Genomic DNA, 25,684 nt, shown 5'->3' with positions numbered 1-25,684 from the left:
GTTTTCTCCTTTAGTAATGACCCAATTGTGCCAATGGGTGTGCCTCTTCACTCCATAATGAAGTAAACATTTGATCAATTGCAGCGGTATCGACAGCGGCCACGTTGGGGAATCGCCACTTAGGTTGACCATCCTTATCGACGAGTCGCGCTCGTACCCCTTCCTGAAATTCCCCCATCAACGCACTTCGTACCGAGAGAATCAATTCCAGACGAAAGCAATCCGCTAGTGAGAGTTGGTCAAACTCGGTCATCTGTCGATAACAGAGATGGACAGTAATCGGGCTGCCAGAAACCAGATTGGCTTTCGCTGTCTCTAACCATGCATGATTGCCCTTTAAGGCAAGAATATTGTCGGTAACTTGCAGTGCACTGTCGCCATCGCACGCCTGTTGTATCTGATGAAAATAAGGCATGATCTGTAAGTCAGGTTTATAAGTGCTGCTTTCTGCCTCGAAACTTTCAAGTATTTCGGTTACGACCTCATAGGCATCATCTACACACTCCCAGTCGGCGACTTGCAGTTGTTCGAGTAGCACTGATTTATGCTGAGAAAGTGCGATATGATCGGCCAGATGAAGCTCCAACGCATCCGCTGAGTTGACCATGATACCTGTCATACCAAGAAACATCCCGATGCCTCGATCCAGTCGATTCAGGAACCAAGTTCCTCCTACATCAGGGTAGAGACCTATCGTGACCTCCGGCATCGCCAAGCGAGATTCTGGGGTAACGACCTTGTGGCTAGAGCCCATATACAAGCCCATACCGCCCCCCATGACAATCCCCTGACCCCAAGCAATAATCGGTTTGCAATAGGTATGGATCAGATAGTCACATTGATATTCAACGCTGAAAAATTGGCTGCAAAACTCTTGAACTTGCTGTGGCGTTTTGTCACGCATAACCTCATGCATGGTACGAACATCGCCCCCTGCACAAAATGCTTTTTCTCCACTGCCGTCAAGCAATACGCACACGACCTGATCATCTTCGTGCCAACGCTCTAACTGCTCTTTAAGTACAACCAACATCTGATAGGTGAGCGCATTGAGTGATGATGCGTTATCTAATGTCGCTACGCCTACCTTGTGGTTGTTATCGCTACAGGTTAATTCAGTGAAGTGAACTGTGTCCTTCATGCTGATTCCTCCTATCTGTTTTTCCATTGTGGTGGGCGTTTTTCCAAGAACGCATTGACGCCTTCTTTCTGATCTTCGCTGTCAAATAAGCCGACAAATAGCTCCCTCTCCATGACCAAGCCATGAGATATCGGGCTTGTACGCGCATTCTGAATTAACTGTTTACAGGCCGACACTGAGGTTGGTGACTGATTGGCGACGTTGTTCGCAAGCGCAACCGCGCGACTTAACGCTTCACCTTGTGGAACTACTTCTTCGATCAATCCTATTGTTACTGCTTGGTTTGCATCGACTTGCTCTCCACACAAAATAATCCGTTTGGCCCACCCTTCTCCCACCAATGCAGTAAGGTTCTGCGTTCCTCCCGCACAAGGGAGAAGTCCGACTTTCGCTTCAGGTAGTGCCATTCGTGCCTGCTGCTCGGCAATGCGTATATCACAGGCAAGCGCAACTTCTAGTCCACCCCCCATGGCGTAGCCATTGATCGCGGCAATGGATACACCTCGAAATGCAGAGAGTGTCTCAAATGCTTCTCCAAATACTCTTGCCATATCGATGGCGACACTTTTGTCACCCGATGCAAAAAGATTCAGATCCGCTCCCGCTGAAAAGAACTTCTCTCCTTGCCCAGTGATGACTAATGCGTACACGTCTGGCATAGCGTTAAGCGACAACACCAACTGTTTGAGCGCGACAAGGCTGTCTCGCGTCCAAGTATTTGCTGGTGGATTGCTGATGGTGATAACGGCGACGTGATCCGTAATCTGGTATTGTATCGCGCCATCTTCATTGTGCTGCATACTTGCCCCCTAAAGTAGTTGCGCTTCTTCCTGAAGCAAACGTCTTGCGATAATGACACGCATAATCTCGTTTGTGCCTTCAAGGATTTGATGCACGCGTACATCCCTGAAATAGCGTTCCATCGGATACTCTTTGATATAACCATAGCCGCCATAAAGCTGTAGCGCCTGATCGCAAACCGCAAAACCTATGTCGGTTGCGTAACGTTTTGCCATCGCGCAATAGGCAGTCGCCTCTGAGTGATGGTTGTCGAGCTTGCTCGCTGCAAGTCTTACTAACTGCCTAGCAGCAACCAATTCCGTTGCCATGTCTGCGAGTTTGAATTGAAGCGCCTGAAATTGTGCCAAGGACTGACCGAACTGCTTGCGCTCCTTGAGATATTGGGTTGATTGATTGAGGGCTTGTTGCGCCGTTCCTATCGAACACGTCGCGATGTTAATCCGTCCTCCATCTAGCCCTTTCATCGCAAAGGTAAATCCTTGCCCCTCTTCGCCAAGTCGATTTTCTGCTTCAACGAACACGTTATCAAAACTGATGCTGCGCGTTGGTTGACTGTTCCAACCCATTTTTGGCTCTTTACGGCCATAACTGATCCCTGCACGATCAGCGGGCAAAACAAAAGCTGAGACTCCCTTGGCTCCTTTCTCACCGGTTCTCGCCATCACAACCAGTACGTCCGTCTCCCCTGCACCTGAGATGAACACCTTTGCCCCGTTGAGAAGGTAGCCATTGTCCGTTTTCGTAGCAGACGTAGTTAACGCTGCGGCATCAGAACCAGCGTTGGGTTCCGTCAAACAGTAGGAACCCAGCCACTCACCGCTGGTGAGTTTAGGGCAATAAGTGTCAATCGCCTGTTGTGTGCCAAAGGACCCAACCATCCAAGTAACCATATTGTGAATGGTCATAAAGGCAGTGGTCGACGTACACCCCATCGCTAATTGTTCGAATATCAAAGAGGCATCAAGACGTGATAATCCTAAGCCTCCCGCCTGTTCAGGTGTGTACAAGCTTAGAAAACCTAATTCACCCGCTTCGCGCAGTATCGCCTTAGGAAAAATCTGTTGTTCATCCCACTGCGACGCCATTGGCATCAGCTTTTCTCTGGCAAACTGATTCGCCATATCGACGAACGCTTTCTGATCTTGGTTGAGTTCAAAATCCATAGTGACTCCTTAACGCAACTGAATAGTTATGTTTGGCCCACTGGGAATGTCATCTTCAAACCAGCGCGCTGTCACTGTTTTGGTTTCCGTGTAAAAGCGCACGGCCTGCTTACCATAAGCATGCAAATCACCGTAGAAACTTGCTCGCCAACCGGTAAATGAGAAGAAAGGGAGCGGTACAGGGATTGGGACATTAATACCGACCTGTCCTACCTGAATTTGGTGCTGGTACTTTCTCGCTGCGGCGCCACTGGCGGTGAATATGGATGTTCCATTGCCATAAGGATTGTTGTTAATCAACGCTATCGCTTGCTCTAAGGTATCCACTTCTAGACAGACTAAAACGGGGCCGAATATCTCTTGCTGATAAATGGACATATCCGTAGTCACGCCACTAAATAAGGTCGGAGCAAGCCAATTGCCGTTCGGGTATCCATCGACGCAGCACTGGCTACCATCAAGCACACAAGTCGCTCCATGTGCTTTTCCTTCCTCAATCAAACCAATGACCCTGGCTTTCGCCTGTTCACTGATCAGAGGTCCGTAACCCGCTTGTTCGTCATTCCATGCTCCCGGTGTTACTTTCGCCAACTCGGTCGCCAGATCGCTGATCCACTGCTTAGACTCTCCGACAAACACAGCGGCAGAAATCGCCATACAACGCTGCCCTGCGGCACCCACTGACGCTCCAACCAAGTTACTGATCACTTGAGCTTTGTTAGCGTCAGGCATCACTACCATGTGATTTTTTGCTCCTGCAAAGGCCTGCACTCGCTTATTGTGCGCCGTTCCTGTCTGGTAAATGTACTTCGCCACGCCAACAGAACCAACAAACGACACCGCCTTGATCACTGGGTGAGACAACAGATAGTCCACTTGATCCTTGCCGCCATGAACAATTTGCAGCACTCCTTTTGGGGCTCCTGCTTGGGCGAACAGTTCCGCCAAGCGCATCGCAGTTAAAGGAACTTGCTCTGAAGGTTTGAGGACAAAGGTATTACCAGCTGCAATGGCAAGCGGAAACATCCATAGCGGTATCATGGCAGGAAAGTTAAAGGGAGTAATACCACAGCAAACTCCAAGAGGTTGAATCAGCGAATAGGTATCAATATCTGTCGCGACGTTTTCAACCGTTTCGCCCATCATATTGCTGGCGATATTTGCCGCCTGCTCAACCACTTCAATACCTCGCCACACGTCACCTTTGGCATCGACGGTGGTTTTACCTGTCTCTTTTGACAGCAAGCGTGCCAGCTCGTCGTGATGCTCTTTGAGCAAATGCTGATATCTGAGCATGAGACGCGCTCTGTCTGATACGGCGACTTCTTTCCAAACGTGGAATTGCTCTAGCGCGCTCTCTATCGCCTGTTCGATTTCAGCATCCGTCGTACAGGGCAATGTTGCGATGATCTCATTCGTCGCGGGGTTGGTCACTTCTATCCAATCACTCGTTTTGGACTGACAAAACTCGCCACCAATAAATAAACTGACTGACTGTGTCATTGTGATTTCCTTTTCCATCGTGAAGTTGGTTTAGAGCGGGATCTCGATACCGATCGCGGTAGCCTCTCCTCCACCAATGCAGATTGCGGCAACCCCTCTCATGACTTTTCTCTGGCTAACATCGCCGTCCACTCCCATTGTCTGTAGCTGTCTTAGGCTGTAGATCAGCGTAGTTAATATTCTCGCCCCACTCGCACCTATTGGGTGGCCCAAGGCACAAGCTCCCCCTTTAACATTTACCTTGTCTTGGTCGAGTCTAAGTTCGCGAACAGCAATTTGTGTCACAACCGCAAAGGCTTCATTGATCTCCCAAAGATCAACGTCACTCACCTCCCAATCAAGCTGCGAAAGTAGCTGTTTAATCGCGTACACGGGTGCAATGGTAAATTCAGCAGGTTCTCTGGCATGGCTCGCGTGCGCTTTGATAACCGCCAAGGGTTTCGCGCCATGAGATTTTGCGGTTTCGCTATCGATGACGACTAACGCAGCGGCTCCATCAGAAATGGCACTCGAATTGGCCGCAGTGATCGTTCCATCCTCAGAAAAAGCCGCTTTGAGACGTGATATTTTTGACAAATCGATTGATGGTGGAAGTTCATCACAACTCAGCAGCTCTCCGTTTTGAGCTGCGACTGGAACCATCTCTTGATCGAACATGGCTTGGCTTTGCGCAGCTAATGCTCGCTCTACAGACAAGGTTGCCCATTGGTCCATTTGCTCACGGGTGAAATGGTATTTATCCGCCGTTCTTTGGCCGTAGACGCCCATAAGTTCACCTTCATAAGCGTCTTGCAGGCCATCAAGAAACATATGGTCATAAGTGGTTTTGTGCCCGATTCTCATGCCACTACGCGCATCTCTCAGCAGATAAGGGGCATTACTCATGCTCTCCATACCACCAGCAACCGCGCATTGAATCGAACCTGCGCGAATCAGATCGTTCGCCAGCATCACAGACTTCATTCCTGAACCACACACCTTATTGATCGTGGTACAAGCAGTATGCAGAGGCAACTTCGCTACCCGTGCCGCTTGTCTTGCTGGCGCTTGACCGCATCCTGCGGGCAGTACACATCCCATGTAAACTTCTTCAACAATTTGCTCAGATAAGCCTGACTGTTCTATTGCAGCACCAATGGCGATCCCACCTAACTGTGGGGTAGAAAGACCAGCCAGCGCACCTTGAAAACGGCCCATTGGAGTTCGTTTCGCTGATACGATCCATATCTCTTTCTGCTCCATTTGATGCCCCTTTTATGCTGACATTATTTCTTGACGTTTACGTAAGCATAGCACTAACATTTACGTAAACGTAAAGAAACGAATCAATTACATTTTGTCTGTTTAGGTTGACTCGCCAACATAGGTGCCAACCGTCTGATAGCCCAAATAAGAACACATAGGAAATTTAGCTCAGTGGAAAAATATAAGATCAGCGAACTCGCTAAAGAATTTGATGTGACGACGCGCAGTATCCGCTTTTACGAGGATGAAGGACTGATTCATCCAGAGCGAAAAGGCAGTATGCGTATCTACAATCGTCGTGATAGAACCCGCCTCAAGCTTATTTTACGTGGGAAGCGTCTTGGGTTTTCTTTAGCAGAAATCCGCGAATTATTTGAGCTGTACGATACACACCAAGGTGAAACTCAGCTAACAGAAATGCTGAAGATCATTGATGAAAAGGAAGCGGTGCTACTGCGCCAGCTCGAAGACATTAACCATATGCTTGAAGATCTCAACGTAGCGCGTGAACGTTGCCAGCAAGCATTAGTTGTGGACCCTCAATAACTTATCGTCCTTAAACGTCTTCGAATACTACGTTATAAGCCGATAGTCGGAGGCGTCATGATAAGCCAATATACACCGCTCAATTTTGGGCAAGATGAATCGATTAATTTGTTGCGCGAACACGTCAACGGGTTCGCGCAACAACAGATCTCACCGCTTGCCAGCGATATTGACCGCTCCAACTCATTTCCTAACCATTTATGGCCATTGTTCGGTGAAATGGGGCTACTCGGCGTGACCGTTTCTGAACAATATGGCGGAGCTGAGATGGGCTATCTTGCCCATGTTGTGGCGATGGAAGAGATTAGCCGCGCCTCAGCGTCCGTAGCGCTCAGCTATGGGGCTCACTCCAACCTCTGCGTCAATCAAATATTTCGCAATGGGACCCAAGCGCAAAGGCAACAATTCCTGCCCAAGCTGATCGATGGTAGCCATGTAGGAGCGCTTGCGATGAGTGAGCCTAACGCAGGTTCAGACGTTGTTAGCATGCAATTAAAAGCGGATCTTAACGGCGACCACTATCTACTCAACGGGTCCAAGATGTGGATTACCAACGGCCCAGATGCCGATGTGGTGGTCGTCTACGCGAAAACGGATGCGACTCAGGGAGCGCACGGTATCAGCGCATTCATCGTTGAAAAAGCGGTCTCTCCTTTCCAACATGCTCAAAAACTGGACAAGCTTGGTATGCGGGGGTCCAACACCTGTGAGCTGGTCTTTAATAATTGCCCTGTCCCCGTTGAAAATATGCTGGGAGAAGTGAATCAAGGCGTAAAAGTATTGATGAGTGGATTGGACTACGAACGCGTCGTACTCGCCGCAGGTCCACTTGGAATCATGCAAGCGTGTCTCGATTTGGTGATCCCTTATGTTCACGACCGTAAACAGTTTGGACGTTCCATTGGTGAGTTTCAGTTGGTTCAAGCCAAAGTTGCCGACATGTATACACGATCCAATGCAGCCCGAGCCTATGTGTACGCGGTTGCCAATGCATGTGATAACGGACATGCGAGCCGCAAAGATGCCGCGGGTGTGATTCTTTACAGTGCAGAACTTGCGACTCAGATGGCACTGGATACCATTCAGTTGCTCGGCGGTAATGGATACATAAACGAATTTCCTGCGGGTCGATTACTACGTGATGCCAAGTTGTATGAGATTGGTGCAGGTACTTCAGAAATCCGACGCATGCTAATTGGTCGGGAACTGTTTGAAGAATCACGTTAAAGGGAGCTGACTATGGCCGTGATTAAGTCGAAGATTCACACCGACGCCCCACTCTACATGAAAAATCTTGCCGCAATGTCCACGCTGGTTAAACAGTTAGAGGATGACATAGCATCTATCAAACTGGGAGGCGGCGAAAAAGCAATCGCCCACCAGCGAAAAAAAGGCAAGCTACCCGTACGTGAACGCATCGAGCATCTTCTCGATGCCAACTCTCCATTTCTCGAAATAGCTCAGTTCACCGCGTGGAATGTGTATGACGAACCTGTTCCTTGTGGCGGTGTTGTCGCTGGCGTGGGACAAATCAACGGCCAGTCATGTATGGTGATTGCGAATGATCCTTCAGTGAAAGGCGGAACATACTACCCTCTGACGGTAAAGAAACACTTACGAGCACAAGAGATCGCCCAACGTTGTCAGCTGCCCTGCATTTATCTGGTAGATTCAGGTGGTGCCAACTTGCCTCACCAAGCCGATGTCTTTCCTGACCGCGAGCATTTTGGTCGCATCTTTTTCAACCAAGCCCGAATGTCGGCGAAAGGGATCCCACAAATCGCCGTTGTCCTCGGGTTATGCACCGCAGGAGGCGCTTATATCCCTGCGATGGCGGATGTATCGATCATAGTGAAACAGCAAGGCACGATATTCTTGGCCGGCCCCCCATTGGTTAAAGCCGCAACCGGTGAGATTGTGACCGAAGAAGAGCTCGGTGGTGCCGATGTCCACTGTCGAAAATCAGGCGTCGCTGACTATTACGCGGAAGATGAACTTCATGCACTTCAGTTGGCAAGACAAGCTGTCTCTAACACTAACTTATCGTGTGAACTTACCCCATCCGTTCATCAGACACAGAGCTCATCCCCCCTTTACAACATCGAAGAACTTTATGGCATAGTGAATGCGGATCTTCGCTTATCGTTCGATGTACGTGAAGTCATCGCCCGAATCGTTGACGGTTCGGAGTTCGACGAGTTTAAAGCCTTATTTGGTACAACTTTGGTTTGCGGCTTTGCGCGTATTGAAGGCCATTTGCTTGGCATTATCGCCAACAATGGCATTCTGTTTTCCGAATCGGCTCAAAAAGGAGCCCATTTCATTGAGTTGTGCGCAAAACGAAAAGTGCCGCTTTTGTTCCTGCAAAACATCACCGGCTTTATGGTGGGGAAAAAGTTTGAAGAAGGCGGTATCGCCAAAAATGGCGCCAAACTGGTCATGGCCGTCGCGTGCGCTGACGTACCCAAGTTTACCATTATCATTGGAGGATCGTATGGTGCGGGCAACTATGGTATGTGCGGCAGAGCTTATGACCCTACACTGATGTGGATGTGGCCCAATGCGCGAATTTCCGTGATGGGGGGAGAACAAGCGGCGGGGGTGTTAACTCAGGTCAGACAACAAGTCATGCAGCGTCAGGGAGAAAGTTGGACTCAGGAGGACGCCGAGCAATTTCGCCAACAGATCCTTGAACAATACAACCATCAAGGACATCCCTACTACGCCAGCGCCCGTCTATGGGATGACGGCATTATTGACCCCAAAGATACGCGACAAGTTCTGGCGCACGCGCTCAAGTTAGCCCTTCGTCACCCGATTAATGATAGCCAGTTTGGTATCTTCAGGATGTAAATTATGGCCACCAGAATCGACCGAAATCTCCACCAAAACATTGTCTACCATATCGATAACAATGGTATTGCGACCGTCACTCTTTGCCGCCCTGAAAAAGCCAATGCCTTCAACGCTGAAGTCATTGCTCAACTGATCGCCGCTTTAGATAGCCTCTCCGCCGACCCAATGGTGAAAGCCCTGATCCTCAACAGCCAAGGTAAGCATTTTTCAGCCGGTGCAGATATCGAGTGGATGCGCTCCATGGTGACTAAGAGCGAGCAGGAAAATCAGCTCGATGCGCACCAGTTAGCCACTCTGCTTGATAAGCTTGATCGATTCCCTTTTCCGACAGTAGCAATTGTCCAAGGTTGCGCCTTTGGCGGTGCGTTGGGACTCATTTGTTGCTGCGACATGGTGTTTGCCAGTGAGAACTGTCAATTATGCTTGAGTGAGGTCAAGCTAGGGCTCATCCCTGCGACAATCGCTCCTTACGTCATCAGAGCGATGGGCGTACGCAACGCCAGGCGATATATGCTATCGGCGGAGCGAATCGATGCCCACACAGCACTCGAACTCAACCTGATTCACCACATCTCTCCTTGCTTAGATATAACCGAGAATGCGCACCAATGGCTACTGCCAATACTGAATCATGGGCCACAAGCAATGGTTGAAGTTAAGTGCCTTTGCCACCACTGTAGCGAGTCACCGATTGATGACGCTTTAATGCGTTATACCAGTGAATTGATCGCCAAAATACGTGTGTCACCTCAAGGACAGGAAGGCTTGTCCGCATTCTTGCAAAAGAGAGCGCCTGACTGGATGAAGAAGGAACATTAGCGGTATGAATCAAGCGAACAAGGTGAACGTCCCAGACATACAACTCGAACAGGTCAACATCTTTGAAGTGGGGCCTAGGGACGGCTTGCAAAATGAAGCGGCATTACCTGTCGAGGTAAAAATAGCCTTGATTGACCAATTGTCCTCAACCGGATTAACACAGATTGAAGCTGGGGCTTTTGTTTCAGATAAAAAGGTGCCCCAGATGGCGAACTCCGGTCAGGTATTTGCCAATATCAAACGGCACCAAGGGGTGATTTATTCTGCGTTAACGCCTAATGTTCAAGGGCTTGAAAAAGCGCTAAAACATAACGTACAACAAGTCGCCGTCTTTACCTCCGCTTCGGAAGGATTTTGCCAACGCAATATTAATTGTTCAATTTCTCAGAGTCTTCAACGGTTTAAGGACGTGATAGATTTGGCGCATGCGCATAACATTCCTGTTAGAGGGTACTTATCTTGTGTCGCGGATTGTCCTTATGACGGCCCAACCCAACCGGCACAAGTTGCTGAACTGACGCAAGTGTTGCTCGATATGGGCTGCTATCAAGTCTCTCTCGGCGATACGATTGGTACTGCTACGCCAAATCGAACTGCGCAGTTGCTTGACGCCATTCTCACCAACACGCCCGCGACATCCATTGCGGTTCACTTCCACAACACCTATGGACAGGCACTGGCCAATATTTATCAGTCTCTCCTTATGGGCATCAATACGATAGATTCAAGCGTCGCTGGCTTAGGAGGTTGCCCTTATGCGAAAGGGGCGTCAGGAAATGTCGCGACAGAAGACGTACTTTATCTATGTCATGGACTTGGGATTAAAACCGGTGTTGATCTCAATGCCGTTGCTAGGGTCGGCGCATCCATCTGCCAAACGTTAAATATCCAGCCTGCATCTAATGTTACACGCGCATTACAGTGCAAAATTCGTACATAATTATGTGCCGACCATCCAACTTTTGTGATTTACATTTAAAAAATGCGTGAAGTGCGAGCTACAAAAATGTTATCTATATGGTCAAGTGTTTGAACAAGCGTCACAATACTGACGCATAGCCACTCGTGCTTGCTTAAAAATGGCACTCTGCTTTAGGTGTATAAGTTACCGTCATGAACATATTAGTTTGCGATGACTCGTTGATCGCTCGCAAATCCATCATTAGTCGAATTGACCCTTCAGATACTATCCAAATTTTCCAATCAGAAAACGGAAAAGCCGCGTTAGAAATCATGAGTAACCAAAATATCGACTTGTTGTTTCTTGATCTAACTATGCCTGTTATGGACGGTTTCGAAGTCCTCGCGTCTCTGCCTGTAAGCTACTACCCAACACACATCGTCGTCGTGTCTGGTGATATTCAGATTCAGGCCAAAAACCGATGTCTTCAACTTGGTGCCAATGAGTTTATTGAAAAGCCTTTTGTTACCGCTGATCTCGTCGAACTCTTTAATCGTTTTGAGATTCCGCTAAAAGCAACGACAACCCAGCACCCAGAGCTAACGCCAAACGCGATTGATCTTTTGGGCGCAATTCGCGAAATGAGCAATATAGCGTTAGGTGCCAGTGCATCTATCATCGCCGAACAAGTGGGCAAGTTCATTGAAATGCCATTACCCAACGTCGCTTCATTGCATCAATCAGAATTAAAAATGACGGTGCAAGACATCGTCAACAATTCTGAATCCCGCGCGGTTTCACAACGTTTTGTCGGCAATGGCATCAATGGGGAAGCCCTGGTGTGCCTACATGGCAAAGGGTTTGAACAGCTTACAAACGTAGCATCGGATGACCAGGTTAACTCCACCAACGAAGTCATTCTCGACATATCAAACTTGCTGGTTTCGTCATTTCTGGTCTCTTTTAGCAAACAGTTGGACATCTCGATATCGTTGCGCCAGCCGATTGTGCTGGAAAAAGAACCACTGCAAGCATCGCTGAGTTCTAGCGGTTTCCTTGAGGAGTATGACCAAGACATTTTCACGATCGAATTTGTCTACAAAGCCGAAAATCTGGATGTCGCTTGTGACATTATTTTCTTGATGGATAACGAGTCTCTTGATGCCATTCAACAAATTCTGGAGAGCTTAATATGACGGCGAGTGAAATCGGAGACCTTCACTGGGCAATGCAAATTATCGGCGATCTTGATGCTGGGCTAATCGTCGTCGATCGCGATTACAAGGTATGTGCATGGAACACATTCATGCAGTCGTACAGTGGAATCAGTGCCGATCAAATCCTTGGAAAAGTGCTGTTTAGTGTTGTTAGAGATCTACCTGAAGCTTGGCTGCGAAAAAAGGTCAATACCGCATTTAGTCTCAATAGCAGAGGCTTTTCTTGCTGGGAAGACCGCCCTTACCTGTTTAAATTTAAAAACTTCAGCCCTATCTCCAACAGCTTAAGCGAGATGCGCCAAAACATTACGTTTTCGCCACTGACCTCAGTCAATGGTGATGTGTCGCACGTGAGTTTGATCATCAATGACGTGACGGATATTGCTAAAAATAAGATTCATCTATTGGATTCAAACCAAAAGCTGTCCAGCTTGAGCCAAACCGACGGACTCACTAAGCTTTACAATCGCGCACATTGGGAAATGAATCTACAGAAAGAGTACGAACACTGTCAGGTGACGGGTGAAGTCTCATCACTTGTTATTTTTGATATCGACCATTTTAAACGTGTCAATGACACATATGGCCATACTGTGGGCGACGAAGTAATCCGTCATGCCGCTGAAGCCTTAAAGCGTTCTTGGCGTGTGCGAGATTTCACCGCTCCAATCAAGTCACCTTGCTTGGCTTGAGCATGCAGACAAGTCGCTCTACTTATCCAAAGAGTCTGGGCGAAATCGTTCGACAGTTTTCGAGCCTTCGTTCGTTGAATAACTATTCAATTCAGTGCTCAAATAGAAGCGTGGTAAGAATCGCTGACCTAACTTAGCGTTCAGCGATTCTGGGTATAGTTTGAGCTTTCTCACGCAACCTATCATTCAACGTTATGCCATGTTTGGCACTAGGCTGACTCGATAACTTGGTAAAACCGCTCAACGTTAACCGTCACTCTTCCCCAATGGGACGCTTTTACGCGTTGTTGATGAGCATCGAATGACGCTCTATCGATAAACTCTTCATACACGTCAAACCGAAGAGGGTTATCACTATTCTGAGTGACGCTAAAGGTAATACAGCCCGGCTCTAGCAACGTTAGCTGCCTATGGGTGATCAACTCGTTTTTCACGACATCGAGATCGCGCTCTGGCACCAAAATAAAGCCTTTTAGTGTCACTTTTGTCATGCTTGTTCCTTATTCACCCGACTCCACGACCCTATTCACTCATTGTCCGTCTTTACACATCAATCGCAACAAGCAATGCCGCGACTAGCATCGCCATCGCGGACAAAACCATCTTATTCGCCTTCAAATTTAGCGTAACACTCTTCTAGTTGTGCATCTGTCATTCCTAGCACCGACTTAATCCCATTGTTAAGACAATTCTCATATTGGCTATCATCTTCACTTTGGGTATCAATGAATTTCGCACATTTATACATCGAGTCGCGATAGCCTTGAATAATGGTTGCGTGCGTTTTGCCACTGCATTTAGCTAGGTGGGCAAATGCGCCGTTATTTGTCATAAAATCGATCTGAGTATCTATACCAGATTCGATTTGGCTCTCAGTGAGTTTGTTGGTAGCGTGACTTGGCATTGCTAATACTATAATGGAAGCAGCCAATAGCAAGCGAGATATTGTTGAAAATCGCATAGAATCCCTTTGATGTATATTTTTTGTCCAAAATAGATCACGACACACTTAACGAGGCTAAAGAGACACGCAAGTTTGAGAACGTCGTAATATTTTAAGCATTAATTACATTAAAAATTTTTCTATTTAAAGTTAATTTTTCGCATAGTTTTTTAACTGCTCATTCCAAATTAGGCCGATATACCGATCGACCTAGATGCGCCAAAGTAAAAGGAGAAGACCAGCACTCAGCATAAAATCATCGGCATCCACTTAGGAAAAAAGCTCAGCAGCAGCATCATAAAAATCGAACGCTAAATGTTCAATACTCGCAAAAATAAGTCAAATTTCACTTCGATACATTGGGGAATCAAGAGGTAGTAACTTGAAAAGGGCTAAATTTCTTGGCGTGTGCGAGATTTCACCGCTCCAATCAAGTCACCTTGCTTGGCTTGAGCATGCAGACAAGTCGCTCTACTTATCCAAAGAGTCTGGGCGAAATCGTTCGACAGTTTTCGAGCCTTCGTTCGTTGAATAACTATTCAATTCAGCGCTCTAATAGATCCCGTGTTCGAACAGAGTTCGCCATTCTTGGTTAGTGCGTCGTTTGGCTATTTCAAATCTCCTCTGGGTTGGAGGTTTGATCTTATTATTCGGGCTAGACGATGAGGATGCGCGGTTTATGATGCGCTACCCTATAGAGAGCCTTTATTGTTTCTAAATAGATGGTAGCACCCGTACCCATTTTCGGTAAATGCTTGTCCCCGCATGCTTGTTCAAATCATCACTGTATACGTAGCCATATTTATCCATTAGATCAAATGTGTGGTATGTCCAACCAGCAGCAAACGCCACGCCAATCAAGATGAAGTATATGGAAATTCTGTTGACCATCGCTTTTACTTTTGGCGGGTAGGTTTCATCAAACCTTTCCCCGCGCCAAATAGATTTAGGGAAAAGAACAATTGCAAAAAAGGCCACCCCAAGACCACCGATTGGCATCAATAAGACTACGGGGGAAAATGACACTACAGGCTCATTGTTTAATAGATCAAGATAATCCTGCAATGCGACATAAGATATAAATAACCACCCTCCAACCAGTGCGATGAGAAAAAAAACACCCGCTATTCTTACCTTAGTTTTCGATTGCATTTTCCAACTCCATTACGATTTTGTTATTTACGTCATACTCGGACCAAGCAACCTCAATGACTGCATAAACAACAAAAACCACCGCCCCCACCATTACTACGGACAACCCAAAAACTGGCGCTGCAAAAATAGCAGCCTCTCCAACTTTGAGCACTCTTCCATTCTGATCTGTGCCGTTAAACGCCACAAAGGTTTTGCCTTTGCTCTCAACCAAATCCGCTTTAACGCCCATATCACCAAACTGCTTGGCAATTGAAACTAGTTGGCGTTCCAACGGTGACGGCATTGTTAAACATGTGCTTACCAACTTGAAGAAACGTTCGACGTACTCGCAAGCATAAGCAATTGATTTATTATCAACAAACTCAACGGACAAACCCTAGGCAAAAGGTCACATAATCGACAATTGAGGAAAATTCGACTATTTACCCATTTAGTTTTTGCTGGAACCGGTAAAGGGGCAGAAAAAGCCAGCTACAGAAGCTAGCTCATTGTTGGACAAAAGCACGTTAGAGTATGGATTCTAACGTGCCAAAATTGGATTAGAAAAAGTATCTTGAAGCCTTAAACGGTGTAATGTGGGATAACAATAGCGCCAAAAATTAACTATTGACGCCATAGTCTCTTGTTAAGAGTATTATTTCAACAATGAAAAAGCATACGCCGCAGCAAAGCTACTAGTTGCTGCAATAAACCAAGATAATACAGTTGGCCAGAGTCTTTGAACTACCGTTGGTTTAGACTGCTCCAGATAGATCGCCGTATTTGGGATAAACTTTGTATGCAGATAAAGCAGCCCATTTAGTAACGCAAACATAACTATTACGAATATAGCACGATTTTCCAGCTCAGGAATTTCAGGAATGGCAACCAACATAAGACCAAAAATTACAGCATTTAAATTGAGACCATACTTGCGATACGTTGTAACTAATCGGTTTTGCTTAGCCATTACGACTTGTTCTAACGATGCAGATTTTCCTAATACCCACGATTCATTTATTCCAGACACTCGGATTTCACTAGTTCCAAATTCATTAAACTCGATTACGACGACTCTGTTTATGCCATAGGCTTCAGGCTCTTGTATAACCAACTTAAAATAGTTGAGTTGGTCAGCGTTAACTTTCTCAGAGAGAAAGTCATCTGCGTACTTTGTTAATTCGCTTCCATGTAACTTATAAGTAACGACAACCTTACCTGTTTTAAAATCTTTTCTTAAAAAATTTATTAGTTCTTCTAGGTCATCTTTGAACAAACGAATTGAACCAACGTGTACTGACTTGTTATAGACTTGTTCAGGGTTATTTGAAGGATTATCACTAATAGTGTCATGGGGATACAATTCAAAAGTACCAGCCGTGCCTATAGTTGAACTCCAATCACCTTTGATGTTCCCTGATTGAGTTAACTTACCAACAACAACCACATCCCCCATAACAACACCTTCTTCAGGTTCGCTAATTGGCGTACATTCTAATCGAAAGGAGTCATCAAACGTTCCTACGCAATCATACATAGAGATGCCATAAATCGTATCCATTATGCGCAGTTTGCCTGATAAATTACTTTTATCTTGAGAAACTTCGAGGAATACATTACCTGTATTAGTGCCGTAAATTCTACCTGCCCAACGATTTGCTAGATTTTCCAAGTTTCTACCTCTATAACTAATACTCTTAACGAATGACATGGATTCCCCCTCCCGAGGATCTGCCACACTTAAGTGGAATACATTTGCACCGGAGGCACCATGTCTGATTATTCTTATTTTTGCGCTATCGACCTAGCTAAAAACCATTTTAGTCTTCATGCTGTCGACCAAAATGGAAAAGTCCTACTTCATAAGTCGGTTACTCGCTCTAAACTGCTGACTACAATAGCAAATATGCCACCTATGCGAATAGGTGTTGAAGCGTGTGGTGGTGCACATTATTGGGCGAGAACATTACGCAAACTCGGTCACGATGCTCGTATCATTGCGGTTAAGTATGTCACGCCATATCGAACCAAAGGAAAAAATGGCCTCAATGATGCGGTCGCTATATGCTAAGCCGTGCAAAGACCTGCCACTCGCTTTGTTCCTGTCAAATTCCCTGAGCAACAAGCTATCTTATCGGTTCATCGAATGAGAGAACATTGGGTGCGCGAGCGTACCGCATTGATGAATCGTATCCGTGCACTACTTTCTGAATTTGGTTTGATCATCCCCGTTGGTCGCGCTTCGTTAATGAGGCTAGTGCCTGATATGCTTGAGAACCCTGAGAACGAGCTTTCTAACTTAGCACGTGCTACGCTAGCTGAGGCTCATATGTATTAGTTCCGACTAGATCTGAATTAGTACAGATAACGACTAACCCGCTCCACTTCTTTCAAAGCAATACTGTCAGCAGGAATTCCGACTTGGCTCACATCCAATGGATACCACTTAACTTCATCAGCCTCTTGAGCTGTAATATCTCCAGTCCATGCACTAACAATGAAATAATGGATTAACTGCAGTTCTTTCGTTGGGTGGTAAAGAGAACATAAATATTTGTATTCAGTTGGAATAACATTGAGCTCTTCACTTAATTCACGGAACAACGCCTGAATTTGAGTTTCACCATATTCAATATGGCCACCAGGTATAGTGATCAAACCGGGATCAGTTTCCTTTTGCTCACTGCGTTTTTCTAGCAATACCTCTGAACCATTTAGCATGATAAAAGAGATACATTCATTTACTTCCATCTATATGTTCCCTTAAATTGTCGTTTTTCATCCTTCAAAAATGCAGTCATTCTTATATCAACTCAACTGATAATCAATAATTTGTGACACATGAAAGGAAGTTAAGCTGCAAGATGTCGTCTAATGACGAGAATGAACAGTTATCAACTCAATCGAATAAGTTTTAGTAGGGCAAACGCACGCCCCTTGAATTATGTAGAGTATTTAATCTAAGTAATTTCGGGGAACTTCTGAGTTAGGAAGTGCCAACTGTGAAGTGTGAACACCAAGCGATTCTGTCGTACCTTAATTACCAAGCGACTTTGTCGTTCGCTTAATTACCGAGGGAACTTGACGGCCTCTATTTTTGCGTAATCCTCTAAAGGATATCCAAAGACTCGACGCCTTTAAAGCAAATTGACGAGTAAACCAACTCAATACGTTGCTTTAATATACATTAAATGAATCCCTGTCGGGGTTATCTAGGTTAACCATTCCATTACAGCCCTTCAATAAAATTTGAGGATTTAGAAAGGAATACCTAATATCCCAAATTGATATTCTATCCCCATAAATACAAACACAAAAAAAATACTCAGGAAACTAAACCTCAAGCATTCTGTATTCAACCGATACAACCAATAAACACTTCCAAGCTCTTTTTTTATACCGTTACGCCAGTATTGAATTTCTTCCTTTGAATGACGATGAAACCAACTAAATGCCTGCTGGCTAGAGCGGATCCATGCAAACGATGGGAAATGAGCCCATCCCTGTATTTTTTTTGGAGCATAGATATCAAGTTTATCGATCAAATAGTCTCTTCTGTTTCGAAGAAGAAATATAATGATTGGTAATGTTACTAAGTTGCCAAGTACAGATACAATCATAACCACAATACTTATCACCATCCCTCCCCAGAAAGGAAGCCAAAGCAAAGCTGAAACACCATTAATCATAATAGGCTCTCAATATAATCTACGGTTGAACTCATAAACTCAACAGTATCATCATACAAGTCAAAAACAGCGTATTCGGCCATACCTATCCCAGTTAACTTGTTGAGGGCTTTGATCATAGCGTAAGTTTCCCCAACTTGTGGATTGTAATTACGAAGAGTGAGTGAGGATCCAAGTAACTTTTTCACGCGATACATAGCGGTTTCAGACAGTAAACATCTGTGGTAACCATACTTCTGTTTTCACTTTTTGTTCGACCCATAGAGTTTCTGGCCGCCAACCGCCAGATTGCGTGGATGCCCCTTTCCCCAGAAGGCAGCTCCCTCACGCGATGGGATTATAGGTATCGCTTTCTTAACCTTAATCGCCCTGTGGCACTCCCTTGTATCGTATATGCAATCTCGCGAAATTTCCTTAATGGCTAGGTGCTGAATAGTGTCTCGTGAAGAGGTTTTAAAGCAAACCTCGACATCCTTTGCTCGGCGACTTATACAGGTATATTGGGGACAAACCAATGGAACATTCGCCAATCTAAAAACGGAGTCGATTAAGCCTTGTTAAGATTCAATATCAATTTTTGCATTTAATTCATATCTCTTTTTTAATCTGGTTAACGTTTCAATAAATACAAAACCAACAAACAAGCACAATATAATCAATATGTGTTTGTACGGGAACAAATCGCCAATAGAAAAATGAATGTAACAAACAATAACGACAGACAGCAACATTGATGCTATTTTCAATCGCTTATATTGATACGTGTAATACACTGGAAGATACATAAAAACAAAATAAAAAAGGATATAGCCAATGTCTTGATCTTTTATTGTATTGTATTGACCGTAGATGCCATATGAAACATCATAAAACAACATACATACAATAACTGCCACCATAGCAACAATGAATTTATAAATCACAGGTATGTATCCCTTTCCATTTTATTTATCGGTTTTGATAAATTATTAACGTCATAATTAGTTATCACCTCATTAAATGAAGTCTTAGGGTAAAGCTTACCCGTAGGGAGTACTTTATATGTAAATTTCTTTTCGGCAAACAGCGCACCTCTCAATACAAAATAATTATCCCATGAATTGGTCTTGTCTAACTCTCCTGTTATTAGTGATTTGATTGCAGCACTAAATTCCCCCTCAGCAAACACCCCACCCAAAAACTGTACTGACTGTTTATTTTTTAACAATCTATACGTATCTATTGCAAATGGGATTTGTCCTACAGCATCTGACCAATATGGAACACCATCAATTAGAGATAAAAGGTATCCATTAGCGCCATCATCTACATACTTCCAGTCACCAGAGCCTCGTTTTCGATAAGCGAATGAACTTCTATCAATCAATGAAAACTCGTAAATATCATTCCATGTGAATATTTTATAAGCGGGTTTAACGTAATTATTATTATTTACATATAGCAACTTTCTGTAATTATCAGCTAACGGCTCAAACCATTGTATTTTTCGCTCATACAAACTTAACGCTGGTAAAATTTCAAAACTTTCTCCTTCCGAACATTCCAATATAAACAGTATTTCGCCAGAACTCCTTGTTACAACTAAAATACTGGGTATTAAAAGGTTGGCTGAATCGTCATTTTTGAATCAGTCAACTCAATGTCGTAAACCAATTCAGTTTTATTTTCTCTTGTTTCAAACTGGTATGCCACTCCATTTATGATAATATTTTCTTTTATCATAATCATCTCACATACACTTTAACTGTTTGATTTGATTTTAGCTTACCAGAATAACCAACACTAGAACAACCTTGATTTATAACGTGTCCATCCATTGTTTCAATGCGATATTTCACTATTGTCGAAAAAATAACTCGCCTATCAAATGATAATATTCCTTGATATTTTGATTCGATCTTATTTATTCCAATAGGTACGCCAGCACCAAAAGTAACACCCGACCCCATATTGATATTGACACCCTGCCCTATATTGACGCCTGCACCCATATTAATTGAGCCAGACATTTGAGGCCCAAGACTCACGGCGTCGCCACTCGAAAGCACAAAACAATTGCCACATCCGGTATCAACCGGATCGTCTTTCATCGCTATCAGCTTACCACCAATCTTAATATTTCGCGGGCTGCCCTGCATGATTGGACCTACTCCACGACAGTTTTCATCCCCACAAGTACAGGTAGCTTGGTCTCCCAAGAGACTCACATCCAAATTGTTAATTTTTACGCCAGCAGTGCCTGTTAAGACTTTTCCGCCTGTACTGGTTGGGGTTCCAACGGTGACGGCATTATTAAACATGGTGCTTACCAACTTGAAGAAACGTTCGACGTACTCGCAAGCATAAGCAATTGATTTTTTATCAACAAACCCAACGGACAAACCCTAGGCAAAAGGTCACATAATCGACAATTGAGGAAAATTCGACTATTTACCCATTTGTTTTTTACTGGAACCAATAAAGGGGCGGAAAAAGCCAGCTACAGAAGCTAGCTCATTGTTGGACAAAAATGCGTTAGGGAAAAGCGAGCATTAGCAATTCATGAATAACCAGTCGTATGGCAAAGTTTGCTAAGCGTTTGCCGAGCTTCAATCAACTTAGTCAGTAATAACATGCATCCTGCCGACTGAGTATTCTGTAGGGTGCACCTCTCGATATAAATCCTTTTTCTCCCCTACGGTCATCAATCTAAAAAGATCATTATGCTCTTGTGAGGGGGGGGTAATACTTGAATCGTTCCTTAAAGCTTTGATGAAAGCAGTTAAGTAGTTTTGTATTCGCTATAGCAAAGTTTTTTGGAAAGCGACTCGAGGCTCAACTTTTCTAGTGTTTCTTTGAAAGGCGAAGCTTGTAAGGCAGTAATGACGATGTCGCTCTCCTTCTCTGAAAGAAGGCTAGTATGCCTGAACAGAACGTAATCCAATGCAACATGTAGGTACAAGGTCGAGAAATCGGGTTTTAGCAAATCATGAGCGTCACTTAGCTGCTCGATAATTGCTTGAATACATCTTTGTATCCCGTTTTTTCCTCTTTCCGCGAGCACATTTTGCTCAGCGTCGAAACGGCTCAACGCAGCGCAGCGAAATGACACTTCCATTAGAGTTTTACTTAACCCTAATAACGACATACGTTTGGGATCGTTAGCCTTGGTCATTGAGAGTGTCTCTATTGGGTGAGTTTGTAATAAGAACTCGCAAATCGTCAAACTCTCGCTAAGTGCAACCCCATCAGCGGTTTCTAGAACTGGTATGGTACTAAACGGGTTGATTGTGACCAATACCTGTGGGGTTTGCCATGGATCGACCCATTCAAGATCTAATGGGGCATGGCACATATATGCGGTAGCTAACACCACCCTAGAGAATGGAGAAGTATCATTTAAATATAATTTCATGAGCGATTCCTTTGCTACGAACTTATTTGAGCAGCATTCAACATCTGCTGTTTAGGTGATGTAAATGCAATACAGAGTATGGATAAAATGAGTGCACTCGCACTTATCATAAACAGGGCGTTATAACTGGTGAGCTGCGGAGCGTAGTGAGCCATGACAAAACCCACAACACCTTGAGATATTGCAAAAGCCATTGTCATTGCCCCCCAAGATTTCGTATGGAGCTGCGGCCCAACGATTTCTAAGGTATAAGTGGATACCAGTGTAACGGTGCCAGGTGTGAACATACCAACCAGTAGAGATGAAGCAAAAAGTGCCATTTCACTGGTGCTTAATAGTGGGAGTGCTACCCCTAATGCTTTGCAACAAAAAGCGGCTAATAGTGCTTTTTTAAGCCCAAATTTGTCTCCAAGTACACCGGTAACTATTGGCCCTGTAGCTGCTCCTATCCCAAAGACTGCCCAATAAAACCCGCCGCTTGAAAAGCTCATTTCCAGCTCCCGAACAATATAGTCAACCCAAAAGAGCGTATGAGGTAAATAACCAATAGCGTTAAAGGTATAGGCTAAAAGTACGCAGCCTATGCTGACACGCTCGTTTCTAGATAAAGCATCAAAAGTAGATGGGCTTTTAGTACAATGCTTTGGTTTTATCTCAGTAGACCATGCGTTCCAAGTAAGAACAGTTGCAAGAAACGCTATCACTCCCATACCTAACCACGCACTTTCGACACTTTGGTAGATAAGTAAAGGTATGATGGTTCCTGAAATCATGGCACCAAGACCAATCCCCGAAAAAACAACACCACTGATTCGTGCTTTTATCTCTTGTGGGTGAAGGCTTGCGATCACAGGTGGCGCGAGCACCATAAGAACAGCTCCTGATACACCAGCAATGGTTCTCAGTGTTAAAAACCATTCAAAGGGGGCTGACTTCAATGCGCAGCCAAGATAGCTAAAGCTGCTCAGTAAGAGAGAGGCCCGTATAAGTGTTCCGGTAGAGCAATATCGCTGTAAAAAGCTTGAAGCTGGTGCACCGAAGATATAGCCAATCAGCGTTGCTGCCCCCAGAATAGAGGCATCTTCGCTTGAGAACCATCCGCTCTGTATGAGCACTGGCATCAATGCTATGTAGGCAAATCGGCCTATACCATTCCCAACTAATGTCGCCGCTAGTCCTGCGAGGGTAAAGCGGTTTAGTAGTTTAACTTGTGACATGTTGTCTACCTTCCGCTGGGGTGCAAGATAACTGTTTGAACAAGGTATTTACCGCTCGACCCGCATCGACAATTGCCGTGGAGTTAACACCAGGCCTAGGTACGATGAAGGTGTAAAACTTATTACCTTCTGTCGGAATACCCAATGCCCAGATGTTGCTTTGCTCTATGCCATTAGCATCTATTACATTCATGTTCTGTGTTACATCAATACCGCCTGGATGGTAATTACCATTGAAATAAAGCCTTGTATATTTTTTCGCTAAAAGATTTTGCCAGAGTTTAGTCCCGTCATCTTTTGGACTATGCATTGAGATCTTTGCATGAATTTTTATGTCGGCTTGTTCTTCTAGCTCAGGCCATACCGTAGATTTGAGAGTGATTGAATTAGTACTCGAACAAGTCATTACCTCGGGCGAGGGGCCAAGATTTAACTTGAGGACACCACTTTTTAGTAAGGCGACCATCTCTTCAATTCTTTCTTTTGGTGGACCTACCGCGATTCGATTCATCAAAGGAATAAACACAGAGTCAACCCAGCGATGCGACTCTTCGGTAAGGCCTTTAAAGTCGATAACATCCCGAATAATGTCTCTTAAGTCACGTAATACATCACTAGCAGATTTTATTGGGCTACTAATGTTTCCTTTTTTTGCTTCTTTAATATCTGCTTCAAGATAATCAATCAGCCAAGCAATAAATACTTCTGGAGACTTTAGAGCGTAGTTTGGGACTGGATCTGCAAGTTTATCCCAGCTAAACCTATCTTCAATTGGAATTGTTTTCGCAACTAAAGTTTCCTGCTCGTTCGGATAAGAATATAGGAACTGGTTACAGAATTTTTGTGCAGCGATTAGCCCTTTCTTTTGGCTTAGGTAGCTTTCGTAGTAGGCATATTCCATGTCTTTGATAAGCAAAGGGAGTATATCAATGACAAAATTGATGGCTCCCTGTTTTCTAAACCTTGCGACCTTTGAAAGTGTTAGAAACTTTGCATGATATTGTTCAGATGTGCCTTTTTGGTTTTCAGCCCTACCCGACAAAGGCAGGCCAGTACGAGAATATGCGATGATCCGGGGCTCGTTTCCAGAAGGAGAGTATTCAAGGCAACCCTTTTGAGTACGGATGAACTTACCGCCTCGCCCAATAGACAGTTCAGCCAGAATGTCGCACGCCGTTAGGCCAAGACCTTGGAGCGCAACAGTTTGATCCGAAGAGATAGATTTGAGCTTTTCTTTAATTGGGTATGGATTGGTAATTTCTAGCGCGCTATCGGGTTTGATGTAATTGACTTTAGTATGTCCTGTAGTTAAGTAAAGGTATTCAACATTGGTGACAATATTTCGGTCATCTCGTAAACTCCAGGACTGATTATCTAACTTATCGATATCAATCACTTCACAAGGTAAATAGTCTATCGTGATGTGAGGCGCCGCAATATCAACAAGATAGAGAAATACCCAGTTCAGATATTCTCCAAATAGCGAGCGCGAATAGTATTCGTTGGGTAATATTGTTTTAGGGCTCAGTTCATCCTTTGGCCTCTCACACAACCATTGATAAAAAGTAGGCCCTGAAATAACATTCCTAGCTTCACTAACACTCTCGTCGGCGAACATAGTGATTTGAGAGCTCACTGTATTTACGAGTAAATGGTTCGGTTGCTTTACATCATGACATCCAGAGCCTGGCAGGTTTGGGTCAAAGATTTTTATATTTAATGCTTGATGTGGAGTATCTATTGAGAGGGCGATTATACGCTCTAACACGCTTAGTCCACGTGGGCCAATACCAATAATGCCAACTGTACGGTTTTTCATAGCGAACCTTTATAGTTTTTAATTGATTTGTTAGCGCTTTCCATTAACCATTGCGCAACATTTCTATCATTAAGTTAACACCTTACGATAAGTGATCCAATTTAATTATCACGCCAATCTAAAGTATTTGATGATGATTTATATTCTTTGTAAGTATTGGATTTATTATTTACATCTTCGATAGGCTTTGTTGCGTAAAAGAATAATCCACTTCATCTATTATTCTTCAAGCGGTAACAAGCCCTTAAAGCCTTATCGCTTGGTAGATAACTGGAATCATCGAAAGTTTTGTTATGAATTTTGGCTCCGATTTTTCGTAAATTCACTATTACGCGACAAAGCTTCTTCAAGCTTTTCTTAATTATGGGAAGGAGGATGTAATAAAAAATGATCGTTACAAGTACCGCAGGATGTTCAGCGACAAAATATCCTTTGTTGAAAATCTACTGGCAACCTTACTAAATAACTGTTCCTAAATATAGATCACTGGTTTGTAGAAAAAGAAGGGAACTCGGTACCGTTTGAGCGATCTGATCAGTCGCCAAACATACAAACCTACAACCGTTACCGAGTTCTCATGATTCTAACATTACCTGACCGCGCA

Annotated in this window: 23 protein-coding genes and 3 pseudogenes; 8 read left to right on the top strand and 18 right to left on the bottom strand. The window is 44.5% G+C overall.

Translation table 11 applies throughout. The features are described 5' to 3' along the window. Positions 1–10 precede the first annotated feature (10 nt). The 5 genes from QTN94_RS16110 to QTN94_RS16090 are packed head-to-tail and all read right to left on the bottom strand — an operon-like array spanning position 11 to position 5,850. Positions 11–1,141, bottom strand: a complete 1,131-nt coding sequence (locus QTN94_RS16110) for an enoyl-CoA hydratase/isomerase family protein (protein ID WP_331418490.1) — start codon at positions 1,139–1,141, stop codon at positions 11–13. 11 nt (positions 1,142–1,152) lie between these two features. Further along, a complete protein-coding gene (locus QTN94_RS16105) occupies positions 1,153–1,941 on the bottom strand; it encodes an enoyl-CoA hydratase (protein ID WP_331428248.1) in 789 nt (262 codons plus the stop codon). 9 nt (positions 1,942–1,950) lie between these two features. Continuing rightward, complete coding sequence (locus QTN94_RS16100; protein ID WP_331428247.1) at positions 1,951–3,105, bottom strand: acyl-CoA dehydrogenase family protein; 1,155 nt, start codon at positions 3,103–3,105, stop codon at positions 1,951–1,953. Positions 3,106–3,114: 9 nt separating this feature from the next. Beyond that, on the bottom strand, positions 3,115–4,608 hold the full coding sequence (locus tag QTN94_RS16095) for a CoA-acylating methylmalonate-semialdehyde dehydrogenase (protein WP_331428246.1): 1,494 nt from the start codon (positions 4,606–4,608) through the stop codon (positions 3,115–3,117). 30 nt (positions 4,609–4,638) lie between these two features. Beyond that, positions 4,639–5,850: a thiolase family protein gene (locus QTN94_RS16090; RefSeq protein ID WP_331428245.1), complete on the bottom strand. Its 1,212-nt coding sequence runs from the start codon at positions 5,848–5,850 to the stop codon at positions 4,639–4,641. Between the two features lie 174 nt (positions 5,851–6,024). On the opposite strand from QTN94_RS16090, the gene QTN94_RS16085 reads away from it, so the two are divergent. The 7 genes and pseudogenes from QTN94_RS16085 to QTN94_RS16055 all read left to right on the top strand — a co-directional run bounded on the left by QTN94_RS16085 (position 6,025) and on the right by QTN94_RS16055 (position 12,966). Beyond that, positions 6,025–6,399: a MerR family transcriptional regulator gene (locus tag QTN94_RS16085; RefSeq protein ID WP_138973529.1), complete on the top strand. Its 375-nt coding sequence runs from the start codon at positions 6,025–6,027 to the stop codon at positions 6,397–6,399. Between the two features lie 57 nt (positions 6,400–6,456). Beyond that, positions 6,457–7,626 (top strand): isovaleryl-CoA dehydrogenase, encoded by a 1,170-nt coding sequence (locus QTN94_RS16080; protein ID WP_331428244.1) that lies wholly within the window; start codon positions 6,457–6,459, stop codon positions 7,624–7,626. A 12-nt stretch (positions 7,627–7,638) separates the two neighbouring features. Beyond that, positions 7,639–9,252, top strand: coding sequence for a carboxyl transferase domain-containing protein (locus QTN94_RS16075; protein WP_331428243.1), 1,614 nt, complete (start codon positions 7,639–7,641; stop codon positions 9,250–9,252). 3 nt (positions 9,253–9,255) lie between these two features. After that, positions 9,256–10,074 (top strand): enoyl-CoA hydratase-related protein, encoded by an 819-nt coding sequence (locus QTN94_RS16070; protein ID WP_331428242.1) that lies wholly within the window; start codon positions 9,256–9,258, stop codon positions 10,072–10,074. A 4-nt stretch (positions 10,075–10,078) separates the two neighbouring features. Beyond that, complete coding sequence (locus tag QTN94_RS16065) at positions 10,079–11,014, top strand: hydroxymethylglutaryl-CoA lyase (protein ID WP_331418482.1); 936 nt, start codon at positions 10,079–10,081, stop codon at positions 11,012–11,014. A gap of 173 nt (positions 11,015–11,187) precedes the next feature. Continuing rightward, positions 11,188–12,171 carry a response regulator gene (locus tag QTN94_RS16060; RefSeq protein WP_331428241.1) on the top strand — a complete coding sequence of 328 codons (984 nt, stop codon included), beginning with the start codon at positions 11,188–11,190 and terminating at the stop codon, positions 12,169–12,171. Then, a pseudogene (locus QTN94_RS16055) lies at positions 12,168–12,966 on the top strand (diguanylate cyclase). The gene QTN94_RS16060 and the pseudogene QTN94_RS16055 overlap by 4 nt, the downstream one beginning before the upstream one ends. A gap of 127 nt (positions 12,967–13,093) precedes the next feature. Here the strand turns inward: QTN94_RS16055 and QTN94_RS16050 are convergent. The 5 genes from QTN94_RS16050 to QTN94_RS16025 form a co-directional block, all read right to left on the bottom strand. After that, positions 13,094–13,375 (bottom strand): putative quinol monooxygenase, encoded by a 282-nt coding sequence (locus tag QTN94_RS16050; RefSeq protein ID WP_331418831.1) that lies wholly within the window; start codon positions 13,373–13,375, stop codon positions 13,094–13,096. Between the two features lie 113 nt (positions 13,376–13,488). Next, the gene (locus tag QTN94_RS16045) at positions 13,489–13,788 is read right to left on the bottom strand and encodes a hypothetical protein (protein ID WP_331428240.1); all 300 of its coding nucleotides are present in this window, start codon (positions 13,786–13,788) and stop codon (positions 13,489–13,491) included. A 753-nt stretch (positions 13,789–14,541) separates the two neighbouring features. After that, positions 14,542–14,979, bottom strand: a complete 438-nt coding sequence (locus QTN94_RS16035; RefSeq protein WP_331428239.1) for a hypothetical protein — start codon at positions 14,977–14,979, stop codon at positions 14,542–14,544. Beyond that, on the bottom strand, positions 14,963–15,253 hold the full coding sequence (locus QTN94_RS16030) for a hypothetical protein (RefSeq protein ID WP_331428238.1): 291 nt from the start codon (positions 15,251–15,253) through the stop codon (positions 14,963–14,965). Before QTN94_RS16030 ends, QTN94_RS16035 begins: the two co-directional genes overlap by 17 nt. A 363-nt stretch (positions 15,254–15,616) precedes the next feature. Then, on the bottom strand, positions 15,617–16,672 hold the full coding sequence (locus QTN94_RS16025; protein ID WP_331428237.1) for a hypothetical protein: 1,056 nt from the start codon (positions 16,670–16,672) through the stop codon (positions 15,617–15,619). 60 nt (positions 16,673–16,732) lie between these two features. Between QTN94_RS16025 and QTN94_RS16020 the strand changes: the two are divergent. Beyond that, positions 16,733–17,296, top strand: a pseudogene (locus tag QTN94_RS16020) (IS110 family transposase); the annotation flags it as partial. Positions 17,297–17,316: 20 nt separating this feature from the next. On the opposite strand, the gene QTN94_RS16015 reads toward QTN94_RS16020, so the two are convergent. The 8 genes and pseudogenes from QTN94_RS16015 to QTN94_RS15980 all read right to left on the bottom strand — a co-directional run bounded on the left by QTN94_RS16015 (position 17,317) and on the right by QTN94_RS15980 (position 25,080). Beyond that, positions 17,317–17,712, bottom strand: a complete 396-nt coding sequence (locus QTN94_RS16015; RefSeq protein WP_138971549.1) for an NUDIX hydrolase — start codon at positions 17,710–17,712, stop codon at positions 17,317–17,319. A 506-nt stretch (positions 17,713–18,218) separates the two neighbouring features. After that, positions 18,219–18,650 carry a hypothetical protein gene (locus tag QTN94_RS16010; protein WP_331428236.1) on the bottom strand — a complete coding sequence of 144 codons (432 nt, stop codon included), beginning with the start codon at positions 18,648–18,650 and terminating at the stop codon, positions 18,219–18,221. Next, a pseudogene (locus QTN94_RS16005) lies at positions 18,647–19,207 on the bottom strand (transposase); the annotation flags it as partial. The pseudogene QTN94_RS16005 and the gene QTN94_RS16010, both read right to left, overlap by 4 nt. Before the next feature lie 362 nt (positions 19,208–19,569). Further along, positions 19,570–20,196, bottom strand: coding sequence for a hypothetical protein (locus QTN94_RS16000; RefSeq protein ID WP_331428235.1), 627 nt, complete (start codon positions 20,194–20,196; stop codon positions 19,570–19,572). Between the two features lie 178 nt (positions 20,197–20,374). After that, positions 20,375–21,031 (bottom strand): PAAR domain-containing protein, encoded by a 657-nt coding sequence (locus QTN94_RS15995; RefSeq protein ID WP_331428234.1) that lies wholly within the window; start codon positions 21,029–21,031, stop codon positions 20,375–20,377. Positions 21,032–21,411: 380 nt separating this feature from the next. After that, positions 21,412–22,044 (bottom strand): glutathione S-transferase N-terminal domain-containing protein, encoded by a 633-nt coding sequence (locus QTN94_RS15990; RefSeq protein WP_206637491.1) that lies wholly within the window; start codon positions 22,042–22,044, stop codon positions 21,412–21,414. 14 nt (positions 22,045–22,058) lie between these two features. After that, positions 22,059–23,261 carry a YbfB/YjiJ family MFS transporter gene (locus QTN94_RS15985; RefSeq protein ID WP_331428233.1) on the bottom strand — a complete coding sequence of 401 codons (1,203 nt, stop codon included), beginning with the start codon at positions 23,259–23,261 and terminating at the stop codon, positions 22,059–22,061. Then, positions 23,248–25,080, bottom strand: coding sequence for an FAD/NAD(P)-binding protein (locus QTN94_RS15980; RefSeq protein WP_331428232.1), 1,833 nt, complete (start codon positions 25,078–25,080; stop codon positions 23,248–23,250). Before QTN94_RS15980 ends, QTN94_RS15985 begins: the two co-directional genes overlap by 14 nt. Positions 25,081–25,684 lie beyond the last annotated feature (604 nt).

Origin of the sequence: Vibrio sp. M250220, from assembly GCF_036533795.1 — a bacterium.
Taxonomy (GTDB): Bacteria; Pseudomonadota; Gammaproteobacteria; order Enterobacterales; family Vibrionaceae; genus Vibrio.
The sequence above is the reverse complement of the archived record's forward strand: the minus strand, read 5'-3'. Positions and strand labels throughout refer to the sequence as shown.

Bases quoted from the DNA above. Each gene is read 5' to 3' on its own strand.
- QTN94_RS16080 (WP_331428244.1), top strand. From the start codon at position 6,457: ATGATAAGCCAATATACACCGCTCAATTTTGGGCAAGATGAATCGATT.
- QTN94_RS16070 (WP_331428242.1), top strand. From the start codon at position 9,256: ATGGCCACCAGAATCGACCGAAATCTCCACCAAAACATTGTCTACCAT.
- QTN94_RS15985 (WP_331428233.1), bottom strand. From the start codon at position 23,261: ATGTCACAAGTTAAACTACTAAACCGCTTTACCCTCGCAGGACTAGCG.
- QTN94_RS16025 (WP_331428237.1), bottom strand. From the start codon at position 16,672: ATGTCATTCGTTAAGAGTATTAGTTATAGAGGTAGAAACTTGGAAAAT.
- QTN94_RS15980 (WP_331428232.1), bottom strand. From the start codon at position 25,080: ATGAAAAACCGTACAGTTGGCATTATTGGTATTGGCCCACGTGGACTA.
- QTN94_RS16060 (WP_331428241.1), top strand. From the start codon at position 11,188: ATGAACATATTAGTTTGCGATGACTCGTTGATCGCTCGCAAATCCATC.
- QTN94_RS16065 (WP_331418482.1), top strand. From the start codon at position 10,079: ATGAATCAAGCGAACAAGGTGAACGTCCCAGACATACAACTCGAACAG.
- QTN94_RS16050 (WP_331418831.1), bottom strand. From the start codon at position 13,375: ATGACAAAAGTGACACTAAAAGGCTTTATTTTGGTGCCAGAGCGCGAT.
- QTN94_RS16090 (WP_331428245.1), bottom strand. From the start codon at position 5,850: ATGGAGCAGAAAGAGATATGGATCGTATCAGCGAAACGAACTCCAATG.
- QTN94_RS16075 (WP_331428243.1), top strand. From the start codon at position 7,639: ATGGCCGTGATTAAGTCGAAGATTCACACCGACGCCCCACTCTACATG.
- QTN94_RS16035 (WP_331428239.1), bottom strand. From the start codon at position 14,979: ATGCAATCGAAAACTAAGGTAAGAATAGCGGGTGTTTTTTTTCTCATC.
- QTN94_RS15990 (WP_206637491.1), bottom strand. From the start codon at position 22,044: ATGAAATTATATTTAAATGATACTTCTCCATTCTCTAGGGTGGTGTTA.
- QTN94_RS16045 (WP_331428240.1), bottom strand. From the start codon at position 13,788: ATGCCAAGTCACGCTACCAACAAACTCACTGAGAGCCAAATCGAATCT.
- QTN94_RS16015 (WP_138971549.1), bottom strand. From the start codon at position 17,712: ATGGAAGTAAATGAATGTATCTCTTTTATCATGCTAAATGGTTCAGAG.
- QTN94_RS16010 (WP_331428236.1), bottom strand. From the start codon at position 18,650: ATGATTAATGGTGTTTCAGCTTTGCTTTGGCTTCCTTTCTGGGGAGGG.
- QTN94_RS16100 (WP_331428247.1), bottom strand. From the start codon at position 3,105: ATGGATTTTGAACTCAACCAAGATCAGAAAGCGTTCGTCGATATGGCG.
- QTN94_RS16095 (WP_331428246.1), bottom strand. From the start codon at position 4,608: ATGACACAGTCAGTCAGTTTATTTATTGGTGGCGAGTTTTGTCAGTCC.
- QTN94_RS16105 (WP_331428248.1), bottom strand. From the start codon at position 1,941: ATGCAGCACAATGAAGATGGCGCGATACAATACCAGATTACGGATCAC.
- QTN94_RS16110 (WP_331418490.1), bottom strand. From the start codon at position 1,141: ATGAAGGACACAGTTCACTTCACTGAATTAACCTGTAGCGATAACAAC.